The following is an 18481-nucleotide window of genomic DNA, read 5'->3' on the forward strand; positions in this document are numbered from 1 at the left end:
TTTTCCTAGTGCGAGCCGCTTCCTGCAACCGATGTCCGGCGGCCTTGCAACGCCCCTCTGGACAGGCGGTCGAGGAAAATGGCGATGGCGACGATGGCAAGGCCGGCCCTCAGGCCCGGACCCATTTCCATGCGCGTCAAACCGCGCGTGACTTCAGCACCCAGCCCACCGGCGCCGACAAGCCCTGCGAGTACGACCATGGCAAGAGAAAGCAGAATGCACTGGTTGAGGCCGACCAGAAGCGTGGGTGTGGCCGACGGGATTTCGATCTTGAACAGGATGGACCGGGGCGAGGCGCCCGTCGCCTGTCCAAGTTCCAGAAGGTCCTTGGGCACCTGATTGAAGGCGAGCGTCGTGAGGCGCAGCATGGGCGGGACCCCGTAAACGATGGTCGCGATGATTGCGGGAACACGGCCGAGGCTGAAGATCATGACGGCCGGGATCAGATAGACCCATGGCGGCACGGTCTGCATGATGTCGAGCACCGGGCGAAGGTAGGTTTCGAACCGCTTGTAGCGCGACGCCAGAATGCCGAGCGGGAAGGCGACCGATACCGAAATGGCCACGGCCACCGTCACCAGCGCCAGCGTCTGCATCGACTCCCGCCACAGGCCCGCAAAGAAGCAGAATGACAGCGCAGACACCGTCACCATCGCGGCCTTGAGGTTGATGGCGAAGAAGGCAAGCAGGGTCGCCACGGCGATCAGGGCAAAGGCGGGCGGATAGAGCAGTGCGGCTTCGATTGCACCGAGAACCGCCTCGACGATATTGGTCACCTCTGCGAAAAACGGGTGGAAATTGGTGTTCAGCCAATCCACAGCGGGCGCGAGATAGGTGCCCGGTGAAAACCGGAAGAGATCGAAGTTCATCTTGCACCTGCCTTGACGCGGCGGGCCGCGCTTTGCGTGAGCCGGTCCAGCACCATGGTCAGAATGACGATGGCGATTGCGGCATTGATGGAGGTGGCGACATCCAGCGTGCGTACTGCCCCATAGATCGTCTCGCCGAGGCCGCCGGAGCCGACGATGCCGGCAATGACGACCATCCCGAAGGCCATCATCAGGCTCTGGTTGATACCGGCCATGACGCTCGGAATGGCGAATGGCAGGCGGATTTTCGTGAACATCTGCCAGGGCGTCAGTCCGCTTGCGTGACCCAGTTCGATGAATTCCCGGGGCGTCATGCGGATCCCGAGCGAGGTCAGCCGGATGGCGGGCGGCATGGCGACGATGAAGGTGGCGATGAGCGCGGTCGCCGGCCCATATCCCAGAAGCGCGATTGCGGGCAGAAGGTAGATGTAAGGCGGCATGGTCTGGATCAGGTCGAGGACGGGTTCCAGCACCCTGTCCAGCGATTTGGCGAAGCCCGCGAGGATGCCGACCGGTATTCCGACCAGAAGCGCGAGAATTGTCGCCGTGGCGACCAGCGCCAGCGTGCTCATGGTTTCGGTCCACAGTCCCATGGTCGCGCAAAACAGCAGTGCGACGCCGGCAAGAATGCCGGCTGTCAGGTTGATCAGCCGCCAGCCGAGCAGTGCCGCGACAAGTGCGATGACGACCGGTGGGGCAAGCTGGAGAAACCAGAGGATGCCGTCATAGCTGCCCTCAAGCAACCGGCTGACGAAATCGAACAGCCCTTCGCCGTTATCGCCGATCCAGCCAAGCGCATCCTCCGTCCAGGTGTCGAAACGGTCGGTGATGATCGAAGTATCCATTACCATCCCTCCGCCTAAGCCGCCGCGAATTCTTCGCCGGGCGTTCCGGCGACGCCGCGCAGCAAGCCGCGTGTCGTGACGACACCAATCACGGCGTCGTTCTCAACCACCGCAACAGCATCCTGGTTAGACTGCATGGTCAGGTCGATCAGCGCCCCGATGTCGGCTTCCGGCGAGGCCTTGAGCAGCGTGCCGATATCACATTGCGGCTGCGAGGCTGCGAATTCGGTGACCGGCTGCATGACCGAATGCGCCTTCACCAGATGAATTCTGGAGATGCCCGCGACGAAGTCGGCGACGTAGTCGTCGGCCGGTTTGGTGACGATATCCTCGGCGGTCCCGACCTGCACGATGACGCCGTCCTTCATGATCGCGATGCGGTCGCCGATGCGGATCGCTTCCTCGAGGTCGTGGGTGATGAAGACGACGGATTTGCCGAGCGACTTCGTCAATTGCCGGAACTCATCCTGCAACTGACGGCGGATGAGGGGATCGAGCGCGCTGAACGGCTCGTCCATGAGAATGATTTCGGGATCGGCGGCCAATGCACGGGCAAGGCCGACACGCTGCTGCATGCCGCCCGACAATTCTGCGGGATAGCGCGACGTCCAGTCGGCCAGCCCGACTTTCTCAAGGGCTTCGCGCGCCACGCGGTTGCGTTCGTCCTTCGGGACACCGCGCACCTCAAGGCTGAAACCGGCATTTTCCAGCACGGTTCGATAGGGCAGCAGCGCCACGCTCTGGAAGACCATGGCGATGTTGCGGGCGCGCAGCTCACGCAGTTCGGCGGCGTTGAGCCTGGCGATATCCTTGCCCTTGACCGTGATTTTGCCGACGCTAGGTTCGATAAGACGGTTGAGAAGACGGATCAGGGTCGACTTGCCGCTGCCGGAAAGCCCCATGATGCAGAAGATTTCGCCACGGCGCACCTGAAGGCTGGCGTCGGAGACGCCGACGACACAGTCGAAATCCTCCAGCACCTGCTTCTTGGACAATCCGCGTTCGGAGACGGCCTTGACGGCGGCCTGAGCACGCGCACCGAAAATCTTCCAGACGTTCTGGCAATCAACCAACACTTCGTTGGAATCATTCATCATAGCATCCATTGCGTTCCCCACGGGCCTGCTCGGGCCGGCCTTCAAGTTTTGGAAATCCGCGTGCGGGCCACCCTGGCGGCCCGCACGTTCAAGGTCATTCGCTCTTGATGTTTTCCCAGCGCTTCAGAAGATCGGCGTGGCTGTCGGTCCAGTCCTTGACCGCCTGATCCATCGTCTTGCCGTCGTTGACCGCGCCGTTGATCGCGGTGATATCGGCGAGCGGCACATAGACGCTGGCGATCACTTCGCGGGCATGCGGATATTCCGCGGAGAAGCCTTTCTGGCCGATCCAGTAATAGCCCTGTGCCGGCGGGAAAATGCCCTTGGGGTCCTTCAGGAATTTCAGATCGTATTTGTACATCATCCAGGAAGGCTCCCAGATGGCGACGGCGACCCATTCCTTGCGGTCGATTGCCGATTTGAGCGCGGCGGTCATCGCCGCCGTGCTGCCTTCGACGAGGGGCAGTTTCAGACCGTATTCCTTCACGGCGCTGGCCGCATCCCGCATCAGGCCGGAGCCGGGCTCGATGCCGACGATCTTGCCGCCGAATTTTTCGGCATTGTCGTTCAACTGATCGATGGAATCGATCGTCACGTATTTCGGAACCGCGATCGCCTGATAGAGACCATGCGAAACGGGAGAGATTTTCTCCAGACGCCGCTTGTTCTTGTCCCAGTAGTCCTGGGCGGCATAATCCGTCTGCGAGGCCATGATCTGGATGTCGCCTTTGGTCAGCGCGGCATAGGCGATGCCCCATTCCGAAAAGGAAACGACCTTGACGCTGTAACCTGCGTCTTCCAGTACTTTTTTGGTAATTCCGGTGATGGGTGTGAGATCCTCCCAGGACATCGTACCCATGGTAATGGTCTTTTCTTCCGCGTGAGCGGAGAATGCCGTCATGCCGACCATCGCGGCCGCACAAAGCGCCTTCCATAAAGTCTTCATTTATCGTCTCCTAGTTTTTGTTCCCATTCTTATCGAAGACCTGCCGCCGGCTTGGTCTTCCCATTGCGCGGGAGGGTTCATCCCTCGCGGCCTGCACGCAATTCCTGCAAACGGATCACCGAATTGATTCCCAGCCACGCGAACGGTTCCGGCGGCAGCCGGGACGGCTGAGGGTGATCCATGTATTCCTGAAGGTGCCGGGAGGTGTTGCCGGTCGCCAGTTCCGCCGCCATCATGCCGGCGAGTGTGCTTTTCACCGTGCCGAGACCATTTTCGCAGCAGGCGGAAAAAAGCCCTTCCTCGATCTCGCCGAAAGCGGGCACGTGGTTGCGGCTGAGGCAGATGCGCCCGGCCCAGCTATGCTCGAACGCTATGCCCTTGAGACCGGGAAAGCGGGCGTCGAGCGAGCGCCGATGCGCGTCCACCATCTTCGAGAGCCGCTGCTCTCTCAGCGAAAGGGTGGTGTCGTAGGTATATTTCGTGCGGATTGCGATGCGCGACTGGCCGCCGGAGGTGATCTTCCTGACGGTCGCCCCCATGGCGTCGGCGGGAAGCAGCGCCCAATTGTCGTGTCCGGAAGTCTTGCGGCCGAAATCCTCCGCAGGAAACGGCGCCGTCATCGAGGCATAGGCGAAGATATGCATCAGCCGGCCCTGGAAATGGCCGAAATCATCGATGTGCCCGTTGACCCCGAGAACGACCTTCGGGGCGGTGACGCTGCCGCGCGGGCACATGGCGGTCCACACGCCGCCCTCACGTTTCACGGCGGTCACCGGCGAATGTTCGAACAGGTCCACACTGCGCGAAAGGCCGGCGGCGAATTCGCGGATATAGTCCGCCGGCTGGATCAGCACCGCGCCCGGCGTATAGAGCCCGCCGAGATAATAATCCGATCCGGTCAGCGCGCGCATCTGCGCGGCGTCGAGGAAACTGTGCTTCTCGCCGGCGTTTTTCAGCGACAGGCCGAAACTTTCATTGAGCTTCATGCCGCGTGCGGTTGCGGCGGCATTTATCTTTCCGGCCGGATCGAATGTCTGGTGCGACATTCCGTATTCCGCGGCGGCCCCGGCGGCGAATTTTATCGCCGAGCGGTTCTGTTCCATCTCGACTTTGGTGGCGTCGGCAGCGCCGCTCGAATATTCACCGGATGCGAGATTATGCGGGACATCGATCATGAAACCCGAATTGCGACCCGACGTTCCTTTGCCCACCTCGCTCGCATCGAGCACGACGATCCTGTCGCCGGGGCAAAGCTCAAGCAGACGGCGGGCGGCGGAAAGACCGGCAAAGCCCGCGCCGATGATCAACCAATCCGCCGTGACGTTGCCTTCCAGGCTGCGAACCGGGAAGGAACGTTTGCTGATCGCCTCCCAGCCCGAGATGCCGTTTTCGACCGGCAAACGTTTGACGGACCGGCTCGTCATCTGACCGTCTCGTCCACCGAACGATCCGATATGTCGATCCAGATCGTCTTGAGTTCGCAATAATTGTCGTGCGCGAAAATCGACTTGTCGCGCCCGCCGAAACCGGATTCCTTGTAGCCGCCGAAGGGCGTCGTGGCGTCGCCCTCGCCGAAGCAGTTGACAGTCACGATGCCGGCGCGGATGTCGCGCGACAGCCGGATCGCCTTGCGCAGGCTTGCGGTATAGACGGAGGCCGCAAGGCCGTAATTCGTGTCGTTGGCAAGAACCACCGCCTCGGCGAGCGTGTTGAAACTCGTCACCGACAGGATCGGGCCGAAGATTTCTTCCTGGAAAAGACGGCTCGACGGCGTGACGTCATCGACCACCGTGGGTTCGATGAAGATGCCCTTCTCGGTCTTGCCGCCGTGAACGATGGAAAGCTTTTCGGTTTTCACGTCGTCGAGGAAGGAGTGGACCTTGTCGAAATGGGCCTTGCTGACCAGCGCGCCGACACGATTTTCCGGGTCGAGCGGGTCGCCCATCTTCCATTCGCGCATGTAAGCGCCGATCCGCTGGAGCAGCTCGTCCTTGATTTTCGCATCGACGATCAGCCGCGAGGAGGCCGAGCAATTTTCGCCCATGTTCCAGAAAGCGCCGTTGACGACCTGTTCGGCAACGAGATCGAGGTCTTCGGCATCGTCCAGCACCACCGCCGGGTTCTTGCCGCCGCATTCGAGCACGACGCGCTTGAGGTTGGAATCGGCGGCATAACGCAGGAACCGCCGTCCGGTCGGCGTCGAGCCGGTGAAGGCCACCATGTCGACATCCATATGCATGCCGATCGGCTCGCCGACCTCCTTGCCGCCGCCGGTGACGACATTGAAGACGCCGGCGGGAATGCCCGCCTCATGGGCCAGTTCGGCGACACGCAACGTCGTCAGTGTCGTTTCCGCAGCCGGCTTGACGATGACCGAGCAGCCGGAAGCAAGTGCGGGGCCGATCTTCCATGCCAGCATCAGCAGCGGGAAGTTCCAGGGCAGGACACAGCCGACGACGCCGACGGGTTCGCGCACGATCATGGCAAGCGCGTTGCCGGTGACCGGAGCGGTATTGTCGTAAAGCTTGTCGATCAGCTCGGCATGCCAGCGAATGGTATGGATCGTATCGGGAACGTCGACCGTCTGGCACTCGCGGATCGGCTTGCCGCTGTCGAGGCTTTCCATGACCGCCAGTTCGTGCCGGTTGCGCTCAAGCAGCTTGGCGAATTCCAGCAGGATTTCCTTGCGCTCCGCAGGTGCGAGCTGACGCCAGCGGCCGTCTTCGAAGGCTTCCCGCGCCTTGGCGACTGCGTGGTCGACATCGCTTGCGTCACAGGCCGCGATATCGGCGAGTTTTTCGCCGGTGGCGGGGTTGGTCGAGACAAATGTCTTGCCGGATTTGGCCGGGACGAAAGCGCCGTCGATGAAGGCGTTGGCGGGCAATTGAAGATCGGCGGCAATCGCCCGGTATTCGGCGGCGGTCAAAGGTTCATGCATGATTGGCTCCCGACGTGATCTGGGCAACGGTGCGCTTCAAGGTGGCGACGACAGTCTGGAGAGTGCGTTTTTCCTCGGAATTGAGCGGCCTGAGCGGCGCGCGGACGGGACCTGCCTTCAGGCCGATGATTTCGCAGCCGTGCTTGATGGACTGCACGAATTTTCCGCATTCGAGGAAATCCATCAGCGGCAGCATCGCGGTCATGATCGCGCGGCCCTTGTCGAAATTCTTTTCCAGAACGCAGGCCTCATAGAGCGCCACATGTTCGCGCGGCAGGAAATTCGAGCCCGCACAGACCCAGCTCCGCGCGCCCCAGGCGAAGAACTCCAATGCCTGATCGTCCCAGCCGCAGGAGAGCGCGATATGCGGGAACTTGCGGGCGAGGCGATGCAGATTGCCCATGTCGCCGGAGCTTTCCTTGATGGCGACGACATTTCTCGACTTGCCGACGCGGGCGAAATAGTCCTCGCCCATCATCACACCCATGCGGGCGGGGTAGTTGTAGAGCATGATCGGCAGGTTGGCGGCGCGGTCGACGGCAAGGGCGTGGACAGCATTTTCGCGTTCCGTCGGCAGGGCATAGGGCGGGGAGGAGACGAGAATGGCGTCAGCCCCGATGTCCTTTGCGGCCCTGGCATATTCAATGGAATCCTCGGTGCGCGTGGCCCCGGTGCCGACGATCAGCGGCAGCCGTGTGCCGATCACATCCTTTGCGTAAGCCGCAAGATCGAAGCGCTCCTGCGCCGTCTGCGCGTAATATTCGCCCGTGGAACCGCCGACGATGATGCCATGCACCTTCGCTTCGATCAGCTGTTCCAGAACGGCTGCAAAACCGTCACGGTCGATCTGCCCTTCCGGCCCGAGCGGCGTGATCGCCGGGGTATATATGCCTTCGAACTTCAAGACGATTTCTCCATCGCTGCAACGGGCACCTCGACGAGGGCATCCGCCTTCATTCCCTGTGGTGCGATGAACATTTCCATGTTCTCGCGCGACAATTCCCAATGTTCGAAGACCAGATCGACGACCGCGTCCTCGTCATGCTTTTCAATCGCGGCGATGAAGCCGTCATGGTGCTCGACGGCGAGTTTCAGGCGCTCGCGCATGTCGTCATTGCGCGGCCGGTAAAAGGTGTGGCCGATGCGGGCGTGATCGATCAGCAGGCGGCCGAGGCTTGCCTGAAGATAGACATTCCCGGACATGTCGCCGATCAGTGCGTGGAAATGATTGTTTTCCACCACCATGGACGGAGCATCGCCCGTTGCGCTCGCCTTGCGGAACCGTTCCTGCGTGTCCTTCAGTTCACCCAGCTGTTTCGGCCGGAAATTCTGCACGGCGAGGCGGCCGATCGCGGCATAGATCATCGGGGCGACGAGAAAGAAGTGCCGCAGAGTCTGGTGGTTCATCGGAATGACGCGCGCACCGCGATTGGCGCGGATATCGATATAACCTTCACCCTCGAGACGGCGGAAGATTTCCCGGACAGGGGTGCGTGAAAGGCCATAGCGCGCGCCGAGGCTCACCTCATCCAGATCCTGGTCGGGGTCGAGTTCCATCGTCAGAATCTGGTGCTTGATATCTTCGTACAAGCCATTCTTGCCGTTCTTCATCCAAACCTCCTGCCCAAACCGGTGCGGGCGCATTCCATTCATGTCGACGATGAAAAGCTGGCACGGGTCGCCGAATGAGTCAATAAAATTGTATAATTTCGTTATACATTGCTTATAAGAAGATTATTCATTTTGGGAAATTCGCGCGCCTGAAGACGCGCAATAAATTGAATATATTGCGCTTTAAGGAATGTTCGTTGTTTGCGAAAGCTCGGCGATTCTGCCCCGTTACATCCCCTGCCGTGCGGCAGAAGGCTTGTTCACACCGGTGACTGAAGAATGTTCAGGATTGCGGAAGCAGCACGCCGACGGCGAATTCCTCGTCGGTTGCGACGTGGCCGGCCTGAGTCTTGCGATATTCGCTGGGGGTGAAACCGCGCTCGGCTCGTAGCGTGCGGGAAAGGTGCGGCGCATCGCAAAAACCGGTGGCGAGCGCAATCTGGGTGATGCTGTCACGCGTTGTGCGCAGGAGCGACAAAGCGCGATCCAGCCGCAGTTCGAGATAGACCTTGGAAGGCGTTGCGCCCAGGTCGGCGAGGAAACGCCGTTCGAGGCTGCGGCGGCCAAGGCCGAGATCATTCGCCAGTTCCAGCACGGTTCTCGGAACCTCGATATTCTGCTGCATCCGCAGGATTGCTTTTTTGACGAGGGGATCGTTGGCCTTGCGTGCGCTCTGCTGGCCGGGTTGAGGCTTTTCACCGCTCAGCGCACTGTCGATCATCATGATGTTGAGGCTCTTGATGGCGGCGGACTGGCCGACATGGCGCTCGACGAGGAAGGCTGCCAGATGCGCGGCGCCGTGGCCGCCGGAACAGGTCAGCCGGTCGCGGTCGATGACGAAGATCTGGTCGGAGATCATCTGGACGGTATCGAAACGGTCGAGAAAATCCTGGCGGTGGAACCAGCTCACGCAGCAGCGATAACCGTCGAGCAGGCCCGCTTCGTGCAGGATGAAAACGCCGGTGCATAGCCCGACAATGGGAACGCCCGCCGCCGCCCTTTCTTTCAGGAAGCGCAGCGCCTCCTGCGGCAGGGCGCTGTGATCGCTGATCAAGCCGCCGACAACGACGATATAGTCGTAATGCCCGGCGTCCATCAGCCGCGTATCCGGCTGCACCTTCACGCCGCAGCTCGACTGCACGCTGCTCATGGTCGCCGAAAGCACCGACCATTCGCACAGGATTGGCCGCGAACGGTCCGCCTCATCGGCCGCAAGGCGCAGCACATCGACGAAATTCGCGAAGGCCGACAGCGTGAAGCGGTCTGCAAGCAGGAAGGCGACGCTGAGGCGTTTTCTGGCGCGGTGTGAGGTCATGACGCAAATATTCATGCAAACAGACGCGATTGTCCAGCCGGGGCGCGCCAAATGCTCCTAGCTTTTGCGACACGAGATTTTCCAACCATCGGGTCCGCTCATGACGCGTTTTAATGCCTTCAATCTTTTGCGGAATGCCCTGACCGGCCACAAGAACTGGGACGAGCAATGGCCCGACAGTCAGCCGAAAGCCGAATATGACGTGATCATCGTCGGCGCCGGCGGCCATGGTCTGGGCGCTGCCTATTATCTGGCCAGCCAGCACGGCATCACCAATGTCGCTGTCATCGACAAGGGCTGGCTCGGCGGCGGCAATACCGGCCGCAACACCACGATCATCCGCTCGAACTATCTCTATGACGAGAGCGCGCGTCTTTACGATCACGCCGTCGATCTGTGGGAGAACTTGAGCCAGGAGCTGAATTACAACGTCATGTATTCAAGGCGCGGCGTGCTGATGCTGGCGCATAATGTGCATGACGTGCAGAGCTTCAAGCGCCACATCCACTCCAACCGTTTGAACGGCGTCGACAATCGCTGGCTCACCCCGGAAGAGTGCAAGGAATATTGCCCGCCGCTCAGCATCGCGCCGAATGCCCGCTATCCGGTCATGGGCGGCGCGCTTCAGGAACGGGCCGGCACGGCCCGCCATGATGCCGTCGCCTGGGGTTATGCGCGCGGCGCCGCCGCCCGCGGCGTCGATATCATCCAGAACTGCCCGGTCACGGCCATTCGCCGCAACGCCGACGGCTCGGTCGCGGGCGTCGAGACGGCGAGGGGCTTCATCAAGGCGAAGAAGGTCGCGGTTTCGGCCGCCGGTCACACTTCGGTCGTCATGGACACGGCCGGCGTTCGCCTGCCGCTGGAAAGCTATCCCTTGCAGGCGCTGGTGTCGGAGCCGATCAAGCCGATCTTCCCCTGCGTGGTCATGTCGAACGCGGTCCACGCCTATATCAGCCAGTCCGACAAGGGCGAGCTGGTGATCGGTTCGGGTACGGACCAATATACCTCCTATTCGCAGCGCGGCGGCCTGCCGCTGATCGAGCACACCATCGCGGCCATCGTCGAAATCTTCCCGATCTTCAACCGCATGCGGATGCTGCGCAAATGGGGCGGCATCGTCGATGTCACGCCGGATCGCTCGGCCATTCTCGGCAAGACGCCGGTTGCCGGCCTTTATGTCAATTGCGGCTGGGGTACCGGCGGTTTCAAGGCCACGCCCGGCGCGGCCCATACCTTCGCCTGGACCATCGCCAAAAACGAACCGCACCCGATCAACGCGCCCTTCACACTGGAACGCTTCCGTTCCGGCCGCCTGATCGACGAAGCGGCCGCCGCCGCCGTGGCGCACTGAGGATAGAACCATGCTGCTGATCCGCTGCCCCTATTGCAACGAAACCCTGCCCGAAGCCGAATTCACCTATGCCGGGCAGGCCCATATTACCCGCGCCGCCGATCCCTCGTCGCAGACCGATGAGCAATGGGAAGAATTCCTGTTCATCCGCGAAAACGTCAAGGGCCCGCATTTCGAGCGCTGGCGGCATCTGCATGGTTGCGGGCGCTTCTTCAACGCCGTGCGCGACACGGTGAGCGACCGTTTCCTGACGACCTATCGGGCGGGCGAGCCGCGTCCTGAACTTTCTTCCCTGACCCGTGCACCAGCCAGTTCCGAGGTGTCGAAATGAACTCCTATCGTGTTTCCGGCCGTGGCCGTGTGGATGCCGCCCGCTCCGTGAGCTTCACCTTCGACGGCAAGACCTATCGCGGCGTGAAGGGCGATACGGTCGCCTCCGCGCTTCTGGCCAATGGCGTGCATCTGATGGGCCGCTCGTTCAAATACCACCGCCCGCGCGGCCCGGTGGCGGCGGGTTCCGAGGAGCCGAATGCGCTGATCGGCACCCGCCGCAGCGCCGGACGTTTCGAGCCGAACACCCGCGCCACGGTGCAGGAAATCTGGAACGGGCTCACAACCACCTCGCAGAACAAATATCCGAGCCTGAAATTCGATGTCGGCGCGGTCAACGACATGGCCTATATGCTGTTTTCGGCGGGTTTTTACTACAAGACCTTCATGTGGCCGAAGAGCTTCTGGAACAAGGTCTATGAGCCGTTCATCCGCGCGGCGGCGGGTCTCGGCGTTTCGCCGACCGAAGAGGACCCCGACACTTATGCCTCGCGCAACCTGCATTGCGATGTGCTGATCGTCGGCGCCGGTCCTGCCGGTCTTGCGGCGGCGCGTGCGGCGGCGGTCGATGGTCTCAGGGTCGTGCTGGTCGATGAAAATGCCGAAGCCGGCGGTACGCTTCTGTCCGAGCCGCAAGCGAAGATCGACGGCAAGCCCGCATGGAACTGGCTTGCGGATGAGTTGAAGGCGCTGAAGGAGCACGGCGTCAGGGTCATGACCCGCACGACGGCGATTGCCTATTACCACCAGAACATGATCGGCCTTTGCGAAAAGCTGACCGACCATCTGGAAACCGTGCCGAAGGATACGCCGCGCGAGCGCCTGTGGCGGGTGCGGGCGCGCCAGGTGGTGCTGGCGCAGGGCGCGCTGGAAAAGCCGCTGGTCTTCCACGGCAACGACCGGCCCGGTGTGATGCTGGCGGGCGCCGCCCAGACTTATCTCAACCGTTACGGCGTCAAGGTCGGCAACCGGCCGGTGGTGGTGACGAGCCATGACAGCGCCTGGTATGCGGCCTTCGATCTTCACGGTGCGGGCGCGCGTGTTCAGGCCATTGTCGATACCCGCGCCAAGGTGCGCGAGGAACTGGTGAACGAAGCGCGCGCGCTCGGCATTCCGGTCAAGCTGTCGCATACGGTCACGGCGACCTCGGGCCGGCTGCGGGTCAAGTCCGTCCGGGTCAATGCGGTTAGTGGCGCGTCGGTCGGTGCGGGACAGGAGATTGCCTGTGATGCCGTGCTGATGTCGGGCGGCTGGACGCCGTCGCTGCATCTCTTTTCCCATACGCAGGGCAAGATCGCCTGGGACGACGAGCGGACTACGTTCCTTCCTGCCCTCACTAACGAGGATTGCGTGATTGCCGGGGCCGGGCGAGGGCTGTGGGGCATCGAGGCCGCGCTGAAGGACGGTGCGGAACGGGGTCGCGAAGTCGCCGCCGCACTCGGCAAGACTGCCAATAGTTCCAGCCATGCGGTGGAACATGACCGTACCGGCAGCGGCGTCTCGCACACGGAACTACCGAGCGACCGCGATGCCGGCAAAGCCAAGGCTTTCGTGGACTACCAGAACGACGTGACCGCCAAGGATCTGCGGCTCGCCGTGCGTGAGGGCATGCGTTCCATCGAGCATGTCAAGCGCTACACCACCAACGGCATGGCGACCGATCAGGGCAAGATGTCCAACATCAACGGTCTCAACATCGCGGCAGAAGCGCTGGGCAAGCGCCAGCCGCAGGTGGGGCTGACCACCTTCCGTCCGCCCTATACGCCGACGACCTTCGGCGCTTTTGCGGGTTATCACCGCGGCGCGCATTTCGAAGTGACGCGCAAGACGCAGATCGACGGTTGGGCCGAGGAGCACGGCGCGATCTATGAGCCGGTCGGGCAATGGCGTCGCGCCTGGTATTTCCCCAAGCCGGGCGAAGACATGGATGCGGCGGTCGGGCGTGAATGCCGGGCGGTGCGCCAGAGCGTTGGTATTTTCGATGCTTCGACGCTCGGCAAGATCGAGGTTGTCGGTCCCGATGCGGTCGAGTTCATGAACCGCATGTATACCAATCCCTGGACGAAGCTTGCCGCCGGCCGCTGCCGTTATGGCCTGCTGCTCGGCGATGACGGCTTTATCCGCGACGATGGCGTTATCGGCCGCATGACCGAGGACCGTTTCCATGTCACCACCACCACCGGCGGCGCCGCCCGTGTGCTGAACATGATGGAGGATTATCTCCAGACCGAATGGCCCGATCTCAATGTCTGGCTGACCTCGACCACCGAACAGTGGTCGACCATTGCGCTGAACGGCCCGAACGCGGCGAAGCTGCTCTCGCCGCTGGTGGAAGGTGTCGAACTGACGGAAGAGGCTTTCCCGCATATGTCCTGCGTGGAATGCACCGTGGCCGGCATGCCGGCGCGGCTGTTCCGCGTCAGCTTCACCGGCGAGATCGGCTTCGAGGTCAATGTGCCGGCGCGGCTCGGCCGCAAGCTTTGGGAAATCCTGTGGGAGGCCGGCCAGCAATATGGCATCACGCCTTACGGCACCGAAACCATGCATGTGCTGCGCGCCGAAAAGGGTTACATCATCGTCGGCCAGGACACGGACGGCACGGTTACGCCCTATGATGCGGCGATGGGCTGGGCCGTGGGCAAGAACAAGCCGGATTTCGTCGGCAAGCGCGGCCTTGCCCGCCCCGATCTCGTCGCCAAGGGCCGCCGTCACCTCGTCGGCCTTCTGACGGAGGACCGCTCGAAGCTGGAAGAGGGGGCGCAGATCGTCTTCGATCCGAAACAGCCGATCCCGATGAAAATGGTCGGCCATGTCACCTCGTCCTATCATTCGGATGCGGTTGGCCAGCCGATTGCGCTGGCGCTGGTTGAGGGCGGTCATGAGCGGATGGGCGAGACCGTCTATATTCCGATGCTGGACCGCACCATTGCCGCGAAAATAACCGGGATGGTCTTTGTCGATCCCGAAAATACCCGCCTGAAGATTTGACCCGGAGATGACAATGAACATGCGCGTTTCCTCCCCCGTTCCCGGCACGCTGGCCGAGAGCAAAGCAGCCCGGGTCAACATTTTGCCGGCGCAAGGGCGGCTGTCGCTGCGCGTGCGCGGCGATCTCGCCCCGCTCAACGCCGCCCTTGGCCTTACTCTGCCGGACCGGATCGGCCTCCGCGGCGCATCAGGCGACATCGAGGTCCTGCGCCTTGGCCCCGACGAATGGACCGTGCTTGCACCTGTCAGCGCGGTCGAAGGGCTTATCGCCGCCTGCGCAGGCGTTTACGCCGGCCATCCGCATAGTCTCGTCGATATTTCCGGACGAGAAGTGACGCTCCTGATCGAAGGTCCGCAGGCTGCCGAATTGCTGACGCTGGGCTGCGCCCGCGACATCGACACGATTGCCGTCGGCGAGGGACGCCGGACGATTTTCGACGGCGTCAGCGTGGTGCTCTGGCGCGATGCGGAAAACCGTTTTCGCATGGATATCTGGAACAGTTTCGTATCGCATCTTGGCCATCTGCTTGAAACCGGCTGCAAGGAACTTGCGGCGGACATCGCCTGATCTGGGAGAAGAAAACAATGCTCAACCGACTGTCGCATAATACCGTTTCGGACACGGTGATCGCCGACGCCATCGCCGAGGAACTCGATCGCCAGAAGACGCAGATCGAGCTGATCGCTTCGGAAAACATCGTTTCCGCCGATGTTCTGGCGGCGCAAGGCTCGGTGCTGACCAACAAATATGCCGAGGGCTATCCCGGCAAGCGCTATTACGGCGGCTGCGAATTCGTCGATAAGGTAGAGGCGGTCGCCATCGATCGGCTGAAGCAGCTCTTCGGTGCTGAATTCGCCAATGTACAGCCGCATTCCGGCGCGCAGGCCAATCAGGCGGTGTTTTTGGCGCTGCTTCAGCCCGGCGACCGGATCATGGGGCTTTCGCTGGCCCATGGCGGCCACCTGACGCACGGTTCGCCGGTCACCATGTCCGGCAAATGGTTCGATGTGGTCTCCTATGAGGTCGACGCCGAAACCCATCTGATCGATATGGAGAAGGTGCGGGCACGGGCGCTGGAGACGAAGCCGAAGCTGATCGTGGCGGGTGCATCGGCCTATCCGCGTCAGATCGATTTCGCCGGCTTCCGCAAGATTGCCGATGAAGTCGGCGCTTATCTGATGGTCGATATGGCCCATTATGCCGGGCTGATCGCCGGTGGCAAATATCCGAACCCCGTGCCGCACGCCCATGTCGTCACCTCCACCACCCACAAGACCCTGCGCGGCCCGCGCGGCGGCGTGATCCTCACCAATGACGCCGATCTCGCCAAAAAGCTCAATTCGGCGGTCTTCCCCGGCAATCAGGGCGGTCCGCTGATGCATGTCATCGCCGCCAAGGCCGTGGCTTTCGGCGAGGCGTTGCGCCCGGACTTCGCGGATTATGCCGGTCAGGTCATTGCCAATGCGCAGGCGCTTGCCGCCGTGCTGACGAAGGGCGGTCTGGGGATCGTCTCTGGCGGAACCGACAGCCATATGGTGCTGGTCGATCTGCGCCCGAAAGGCGTGACCGGCAAGATCGCCGAAATCGCGCTGGAGCGGGCGGGGCTCACCTGCAACAAGAACGCCATTCCCAACGATCCGGAAAAGCCCTTCGTCACCTCGGGTATCCGGCTCGGCAGCTCCGCCGGCACCACACGCGGCTTTGGCGTCGCCGAATTCGAACAGATCGGTGCACTGATCCTGCGTGTCATCGATGCGCTGGCGGCGAATGCCGAGGGTGACGCCGCAATCGAGGCCGAGGTGCGGGCGCAGGTTGCAGCGCTTTGCGACGCCTTCCCGATCTACGGTTCGTAAATGTTCCTGTCGGTCTTCGATATATTCAAGATCGGCATCGGCCCATCGTCCTCTCATACGATGGGACCCATGGTCGCTGCCGCCCGGTTTCTTGACGATCTGCGCGGCGGTGACAAGTTCCCGGGGGCCGGAGACCTGTTCGGCCTGCGGGCGAGCCTGCATGGCTCACTCGCCTTCACCGGCAAGGGCCATGCGACGGATCGCGCGGTCATTCTCGGCCTCTGCGGTCTGAAGCCTGACACGCTCGATCCCGACCGGGTGGAGGAAATCGAGGTGGAGGTGCGCAGGACCGGCCTCGTCGAGCCCGAGGGGCTGCCGGCGCTGCGGTTCGATCCGGACAGGGATCTGGTCTTCGATTATGGCCCGCCGCTTCCCGGCCATGCCAACGGGCTGGTCCTCATTGCCTGCGACCGTCAGGGCAACACCTATCACCGGGAGGTCTATTATTCGATAGGCGGCGGCTTCGTCGTCACCGAAACGGAGCTGCAAAGGTCGGCCGGGGGATTGAGCGCCGGCAAGCAGCAGCCGGTGCCCTATCCCTTCAGCACGGCGGCGGAAATGCTGCGCATGGGCCGCGCGTCGGGCAAGACCATCGCTCAGATGAAGCGGGCGAATGAAGAGGTTGTTTACGGGTCGGAACTGGATGCGAGGCTGGACCGCGTCTGGGAGGTGATGGAAAGCTGCATCGAGCGGGGTCTGACGCAGGAGGGCATCCTGCCCGGCGGGCTGAAAGTGAAGCGCCGGGCGAAGGCTATCCATGCGCAATTGCAATCCGAGCGCGGGCTGAACCTTACCCAGCCGCATCAGGCCAATGACTGGATGAGCGTCTACGCCATGGCGGTGAATGAGGAAAACGCCGCCGGCGGGCGCGTCGTCACCTCTCCCACCAATGGTGCTGCGGGCGTGGTGCCGGCGGTGGCGCGCTATTATCTCGACCATTGCGTCGGTGCGCACCGCGAAGGCATCCGCGACCTTCTGCTGGTGGCGGCGGCAATCGGCGGTCTCATCAAGCACAATGCCTCGATTTCGGGGGCGGAAGTCGGCTGCCAGGGCGAGGTCGGTTCGGCGGCGGCCATGGCGGCGGCCGGGCTTTGCGCGGTTCTGGGCGGCAGCAACGCGCAGGTAGAAAACGCCGCCGAAATCGCACTGGAGCATCATCTCGGCATGACCTGCGATCCGGCGGCCGGGCTCGTTCAAGTTCCCTGCATCGAACGCAATGCGCTGGGCGCCATCAAGGCCGTTTCTGCGGCCAGCCTTTCGCTGCGTGGCGACGGCACCCATTTTATGCCGCTCGACAATTGCATCACCGTGATGCGCGAGACCGGCCGCGACATGCATGTGAAATACAAGGAAACCTCGCAGGGCGGCATCGCCGTCAACCTGCCGGAGTGCTGATCCATCAAGGGGGAGCAGGATTTGACCACCTATATCATGAAAGTCGCGTGCCCGGCGCGCAGCGGCATCGTCGCCGCCGTATCCGGTTATCTCGCCCGGTCCGGCTGCAACATCAACGACAGTTCGCAATTCACCGACCAGGAGACGGGCCGTTTCTTCATGCGGTTGAGCTTCGTTTCCGAACAGGGATCGGGACGCGATGCACTGCTTGACGGCTTCGGTCCCGTCGCGGCCGATTTCGATATGGATTATGATATTCATGACCTTTCGCGAAAGACGAAGGTCGTCATCATGGTCTCGCGCTTCGGTCATTGCCTGAACGATCTGCTCTATCGTTCCCGCATCGGTGCGCTGCCGGTCGAGATCGTCGCCGTGATCTCCAATCATCTGGATTATCAGAAGCAGGTGGTGAACGAGGATATTCCCTTCCATCACATCCGCGTCACGCCGGAAACGAAGCCCGAGGCGGAAGCCGCGATCCTGCAGGTGGTGCAGGATACCGGAGCGGAGCTCGTGGTGCTGGCGCGCTACATGCAGGTCCTGTCGGACCGGCTGTGTCAGGAAATGTCAGGCCGCATCATCAACATCCACCATTCTTTCCTACCGTCTTTCAAGGGCGCCAATCCCTACAAACAGGCCTATGAGCGCGGCGTGCGGCTGATCGGCGCGACCGCCCATTACGTCACCGCCGATCTCGATGAAGGGCCGATCATCGAGCAGGATACGATCCGCGTGACCCATGCCCAGAGCGCGATGGATTATGTCAGCCTCGGGCGGGATGTGGAAAGCCAGGTTCTTGCGCGGGCCATCCACGCCCATATTCATCACCGGGTCTTCCTGAACGGAAACAGGACGGTCGTCTTTCCCGCGTCTCCCGGAGAACATGTGTCCGAACGCATGGGCTGAATGCGCGTTCTTGCGGAACCGTAATTCGCGTCC

General features: G+C 62.0%; 16 protein-coding genes. 7 read left to right on the top strand and 9 right to left on the bottom strand.

From position 1 onward, the window contains the following. Window positions 1-5 precede the first annotated feature (5 nt). The 9 genes from ACQZ5N_RS14265 to ACQZ5N_RS14305 all read right to left on the bottom strand — a co-directional run bounded on the left by ACQZ5N_RS14265 (window position 6) and on the right by ACQZ5N_RS14305 (window position 9636). Window positions 6-869 (bottom strand): ABC transporter permease, encoded by an 864-nt coding sequence (locus tag ACQZ5N_RS14265; RefSeq protein WP_448733248.1) that lies wholly within the window; start codon window positions 867-869, stop codon window positions 6-8. Then, entirely contained in the window at window positions 866-1714 is an 849-nt protein-coding gene (locus ACQZ5N_RS14270; protein WP_059761143.1) for an ABC transporter permease, read from the bottom strand. The genes ACQZ5N_RS14265 and ACQZ5N_RS14270 overlap by 4 nt, the downstream gene beginning before the upstream one ends. 14 nt (window positions 1715-1728) lie before the next feature. Beyond that, entirely contained in the window at window positions 1729-2808 is a 1080-nt protein-coding gene (locus ACQZ5N_RS14275; RefSeq protein ID WP_448733249.1) for a quaternary amine ABC transporter ATP-binding protein, read from the bottom strand. 97 nt (window positions 2809-2905) lie between these two features. After that, window positions 2906-3757 (bottom strand): glycine betaine ABC transporter substrate-binding protein, encoded by an 852-nt coding sequence (locus tag ACQZ5N_RS14280; RefSeq protein ID WP_080853711.1) that lies wholly within the window; start codon window positions 3755-3757, stop codon window positions 2906-2908. A 77-nt stretch (window positions 3758-3834) separates the two neighbouring features. Continuing rightward, window positions 3835-5181, bottom strand: a complete 1347-nt coding sequence (locus tag ACQZ5N_RS14285) for an NAD(P)/FAD-dependent oxidoreductase (protein WP_448733250.1) — start codon at window positions 5179-5181, stop codon at window positions 3835-3837. Beyond that, window positions 5178-6695 (bottom strand): aldehyde dehydrogenase, encoded by a 1518-nt coding sequence (locus ACQZ5N_RS14290; RefSeq protein ID WP_448733251.1) that lies wholly within the window; start codon window positions 6693-6695, stop codon window positions 5178-5180. Before ACQZ5N_RS14290 ends, ACQZ5N_RS14285 begins: the two co-directional genes overlap by 4 nt. Further along, window positions 6688-7599: a dihydrodipicolinate synthase family protein gene (locus ACQZ5N_RS14295; protein ID WP_059761133.1), complete on the bottom strand. Its 912-nt coding sequence runs from the start codon at window positions 7597-7599 to the stop codon at window positions 6688-6690. The genes ACQZ5N_RS14290 and ACQZ5N_RS14295 overlap by 8 nt, the downstream gene beginning before the upstream one ends. Further along, window positions 7596-8306, bottom strand: coding sequence for a GntR family transcriptional regulator (locus ACQZ5N_RS14300; RefSeq protein ID WP_059761131.1), 711 nt, complete (start codon window positions 8304-8306; stop codon window positions 7596-7598). The genes ACQZ5N_RS14295 and ACQZ5N_RS14300 overlap by 4 nt, the downstream gene beginning before the upstream one ends. A gap of 283 nt (window positions 8307-8589) precedes the next feature. Beyond that, window positions 8590-9636, bottom strand: a complete 1047-nt coding sequence (locus ACQZ5N_RS14305; RefSeq protein WP_448733252.1) for a GlxA family transcriptional regulator — start codon at window positions 9634-9636, stop codon at window positions 8590-8592. An 85-nt stretch (window positions 9637-9721) separates the two neighbouring features. On the opposite strand from ACQZ5N_RS14305, the gene ACQZ5N_RS14310 reads away from it, so the two are divergent. Genes ACQZ5N_RS14310 through purU form a run of 7 tightly spaced genes read left to right on the top strand, consistent with a single transcriptional unit; the run spans window position 9722 to window position 18448 of the window. Then, window positions 9722-10975, top strand: a complete 1254-nt coding sequence (locus ACQZ5N_RS14310) for a sarcosine oxidase subunit beta family protein (protein WP_448733253.1) — start codon at window positions 9722-9724, stop codon at window positions 10973-10975. A 10-nt stretch (window positions 10976-10985) separates the two neighbouring features. Further along, on the top strand, window positions 10986-11306 hold the full coding sequence (locus tag ACQZ5N_RS14315; RefSeq protein WP_003504489.1) for a sarcosine oxidase subunit delta: 321 nt from the start codon (window positions 10986-10988) through the stop codon (window positions 11304-11306). Beyond that, window positions 11303-14293 carry a sarcosine oxidase subunit alpha gene (locus ACQZ5N_RS14320; protein WP_448733254.1) on the top strand — a complete coding sequence of 997 codons (2991 nt, stop codon included), beginning with the start codon at window positions 11303-11305 and terminating at the stop codon, window positions 14291-14293. The genes ACQZ5N_RS14315 and ACQZ5N_RS14320 overlap by 4 nt, the downstream gene beginning before the upstream one ends. Before the next feature lie 13 nt (window positions 14294-14306). Then, window positions 14307-14861, top strand: a complete 555-nt coding sequence (locus ACQZ5N_RS14325; protein WP_448733255.1) for a sarcosine oxidase subunit gamma — start codon at window positions 14307-14309, stop codon at window positions 14859-14861. Window positions 14862-14878: 17 nt separating this feature from the next. Then, the gene (gene glyA / locus ACQZ5N_RS14330; RefSeq protein WP_003521995.1) at window positions 14879-16147 is read left to right on the top strand and encodes a serine hydroxymethyltransferase; all 1269 of its coding nucleotides are present in this window, start codon (window positions 14879-14881) and stop codon (window positions 16145-16147) included. Continuing rightward, entirely contained in the window at window positions 16148-17542 is a 1395-nt protein-coding gene (locus ACQZ5N_RS14335) for an L-serine ammonia-lyase (protein ID WP_448733256.1), read from the top strand. It begins immediately after the preceding gene. A gap of 21 nt (window positions 17543-17563) precedes the next feature. Continuing rightward, a complete protein-coding gene (gene purU, locus ACQZ5N_RS14340; protein WP_448733257.1) occupies window positions 17564-18448 on the top strand; it encodes a formyltetrahydrofolate deformylase in 885 nt (294 codons plus the stop codon). Window positions 18449-18481 lie beyond the last annotated feature (33 nt).

The sequence above is a fragment of the Agrobacterium sp. 22-221-1 genome (genome assembly GCF_053522445.1).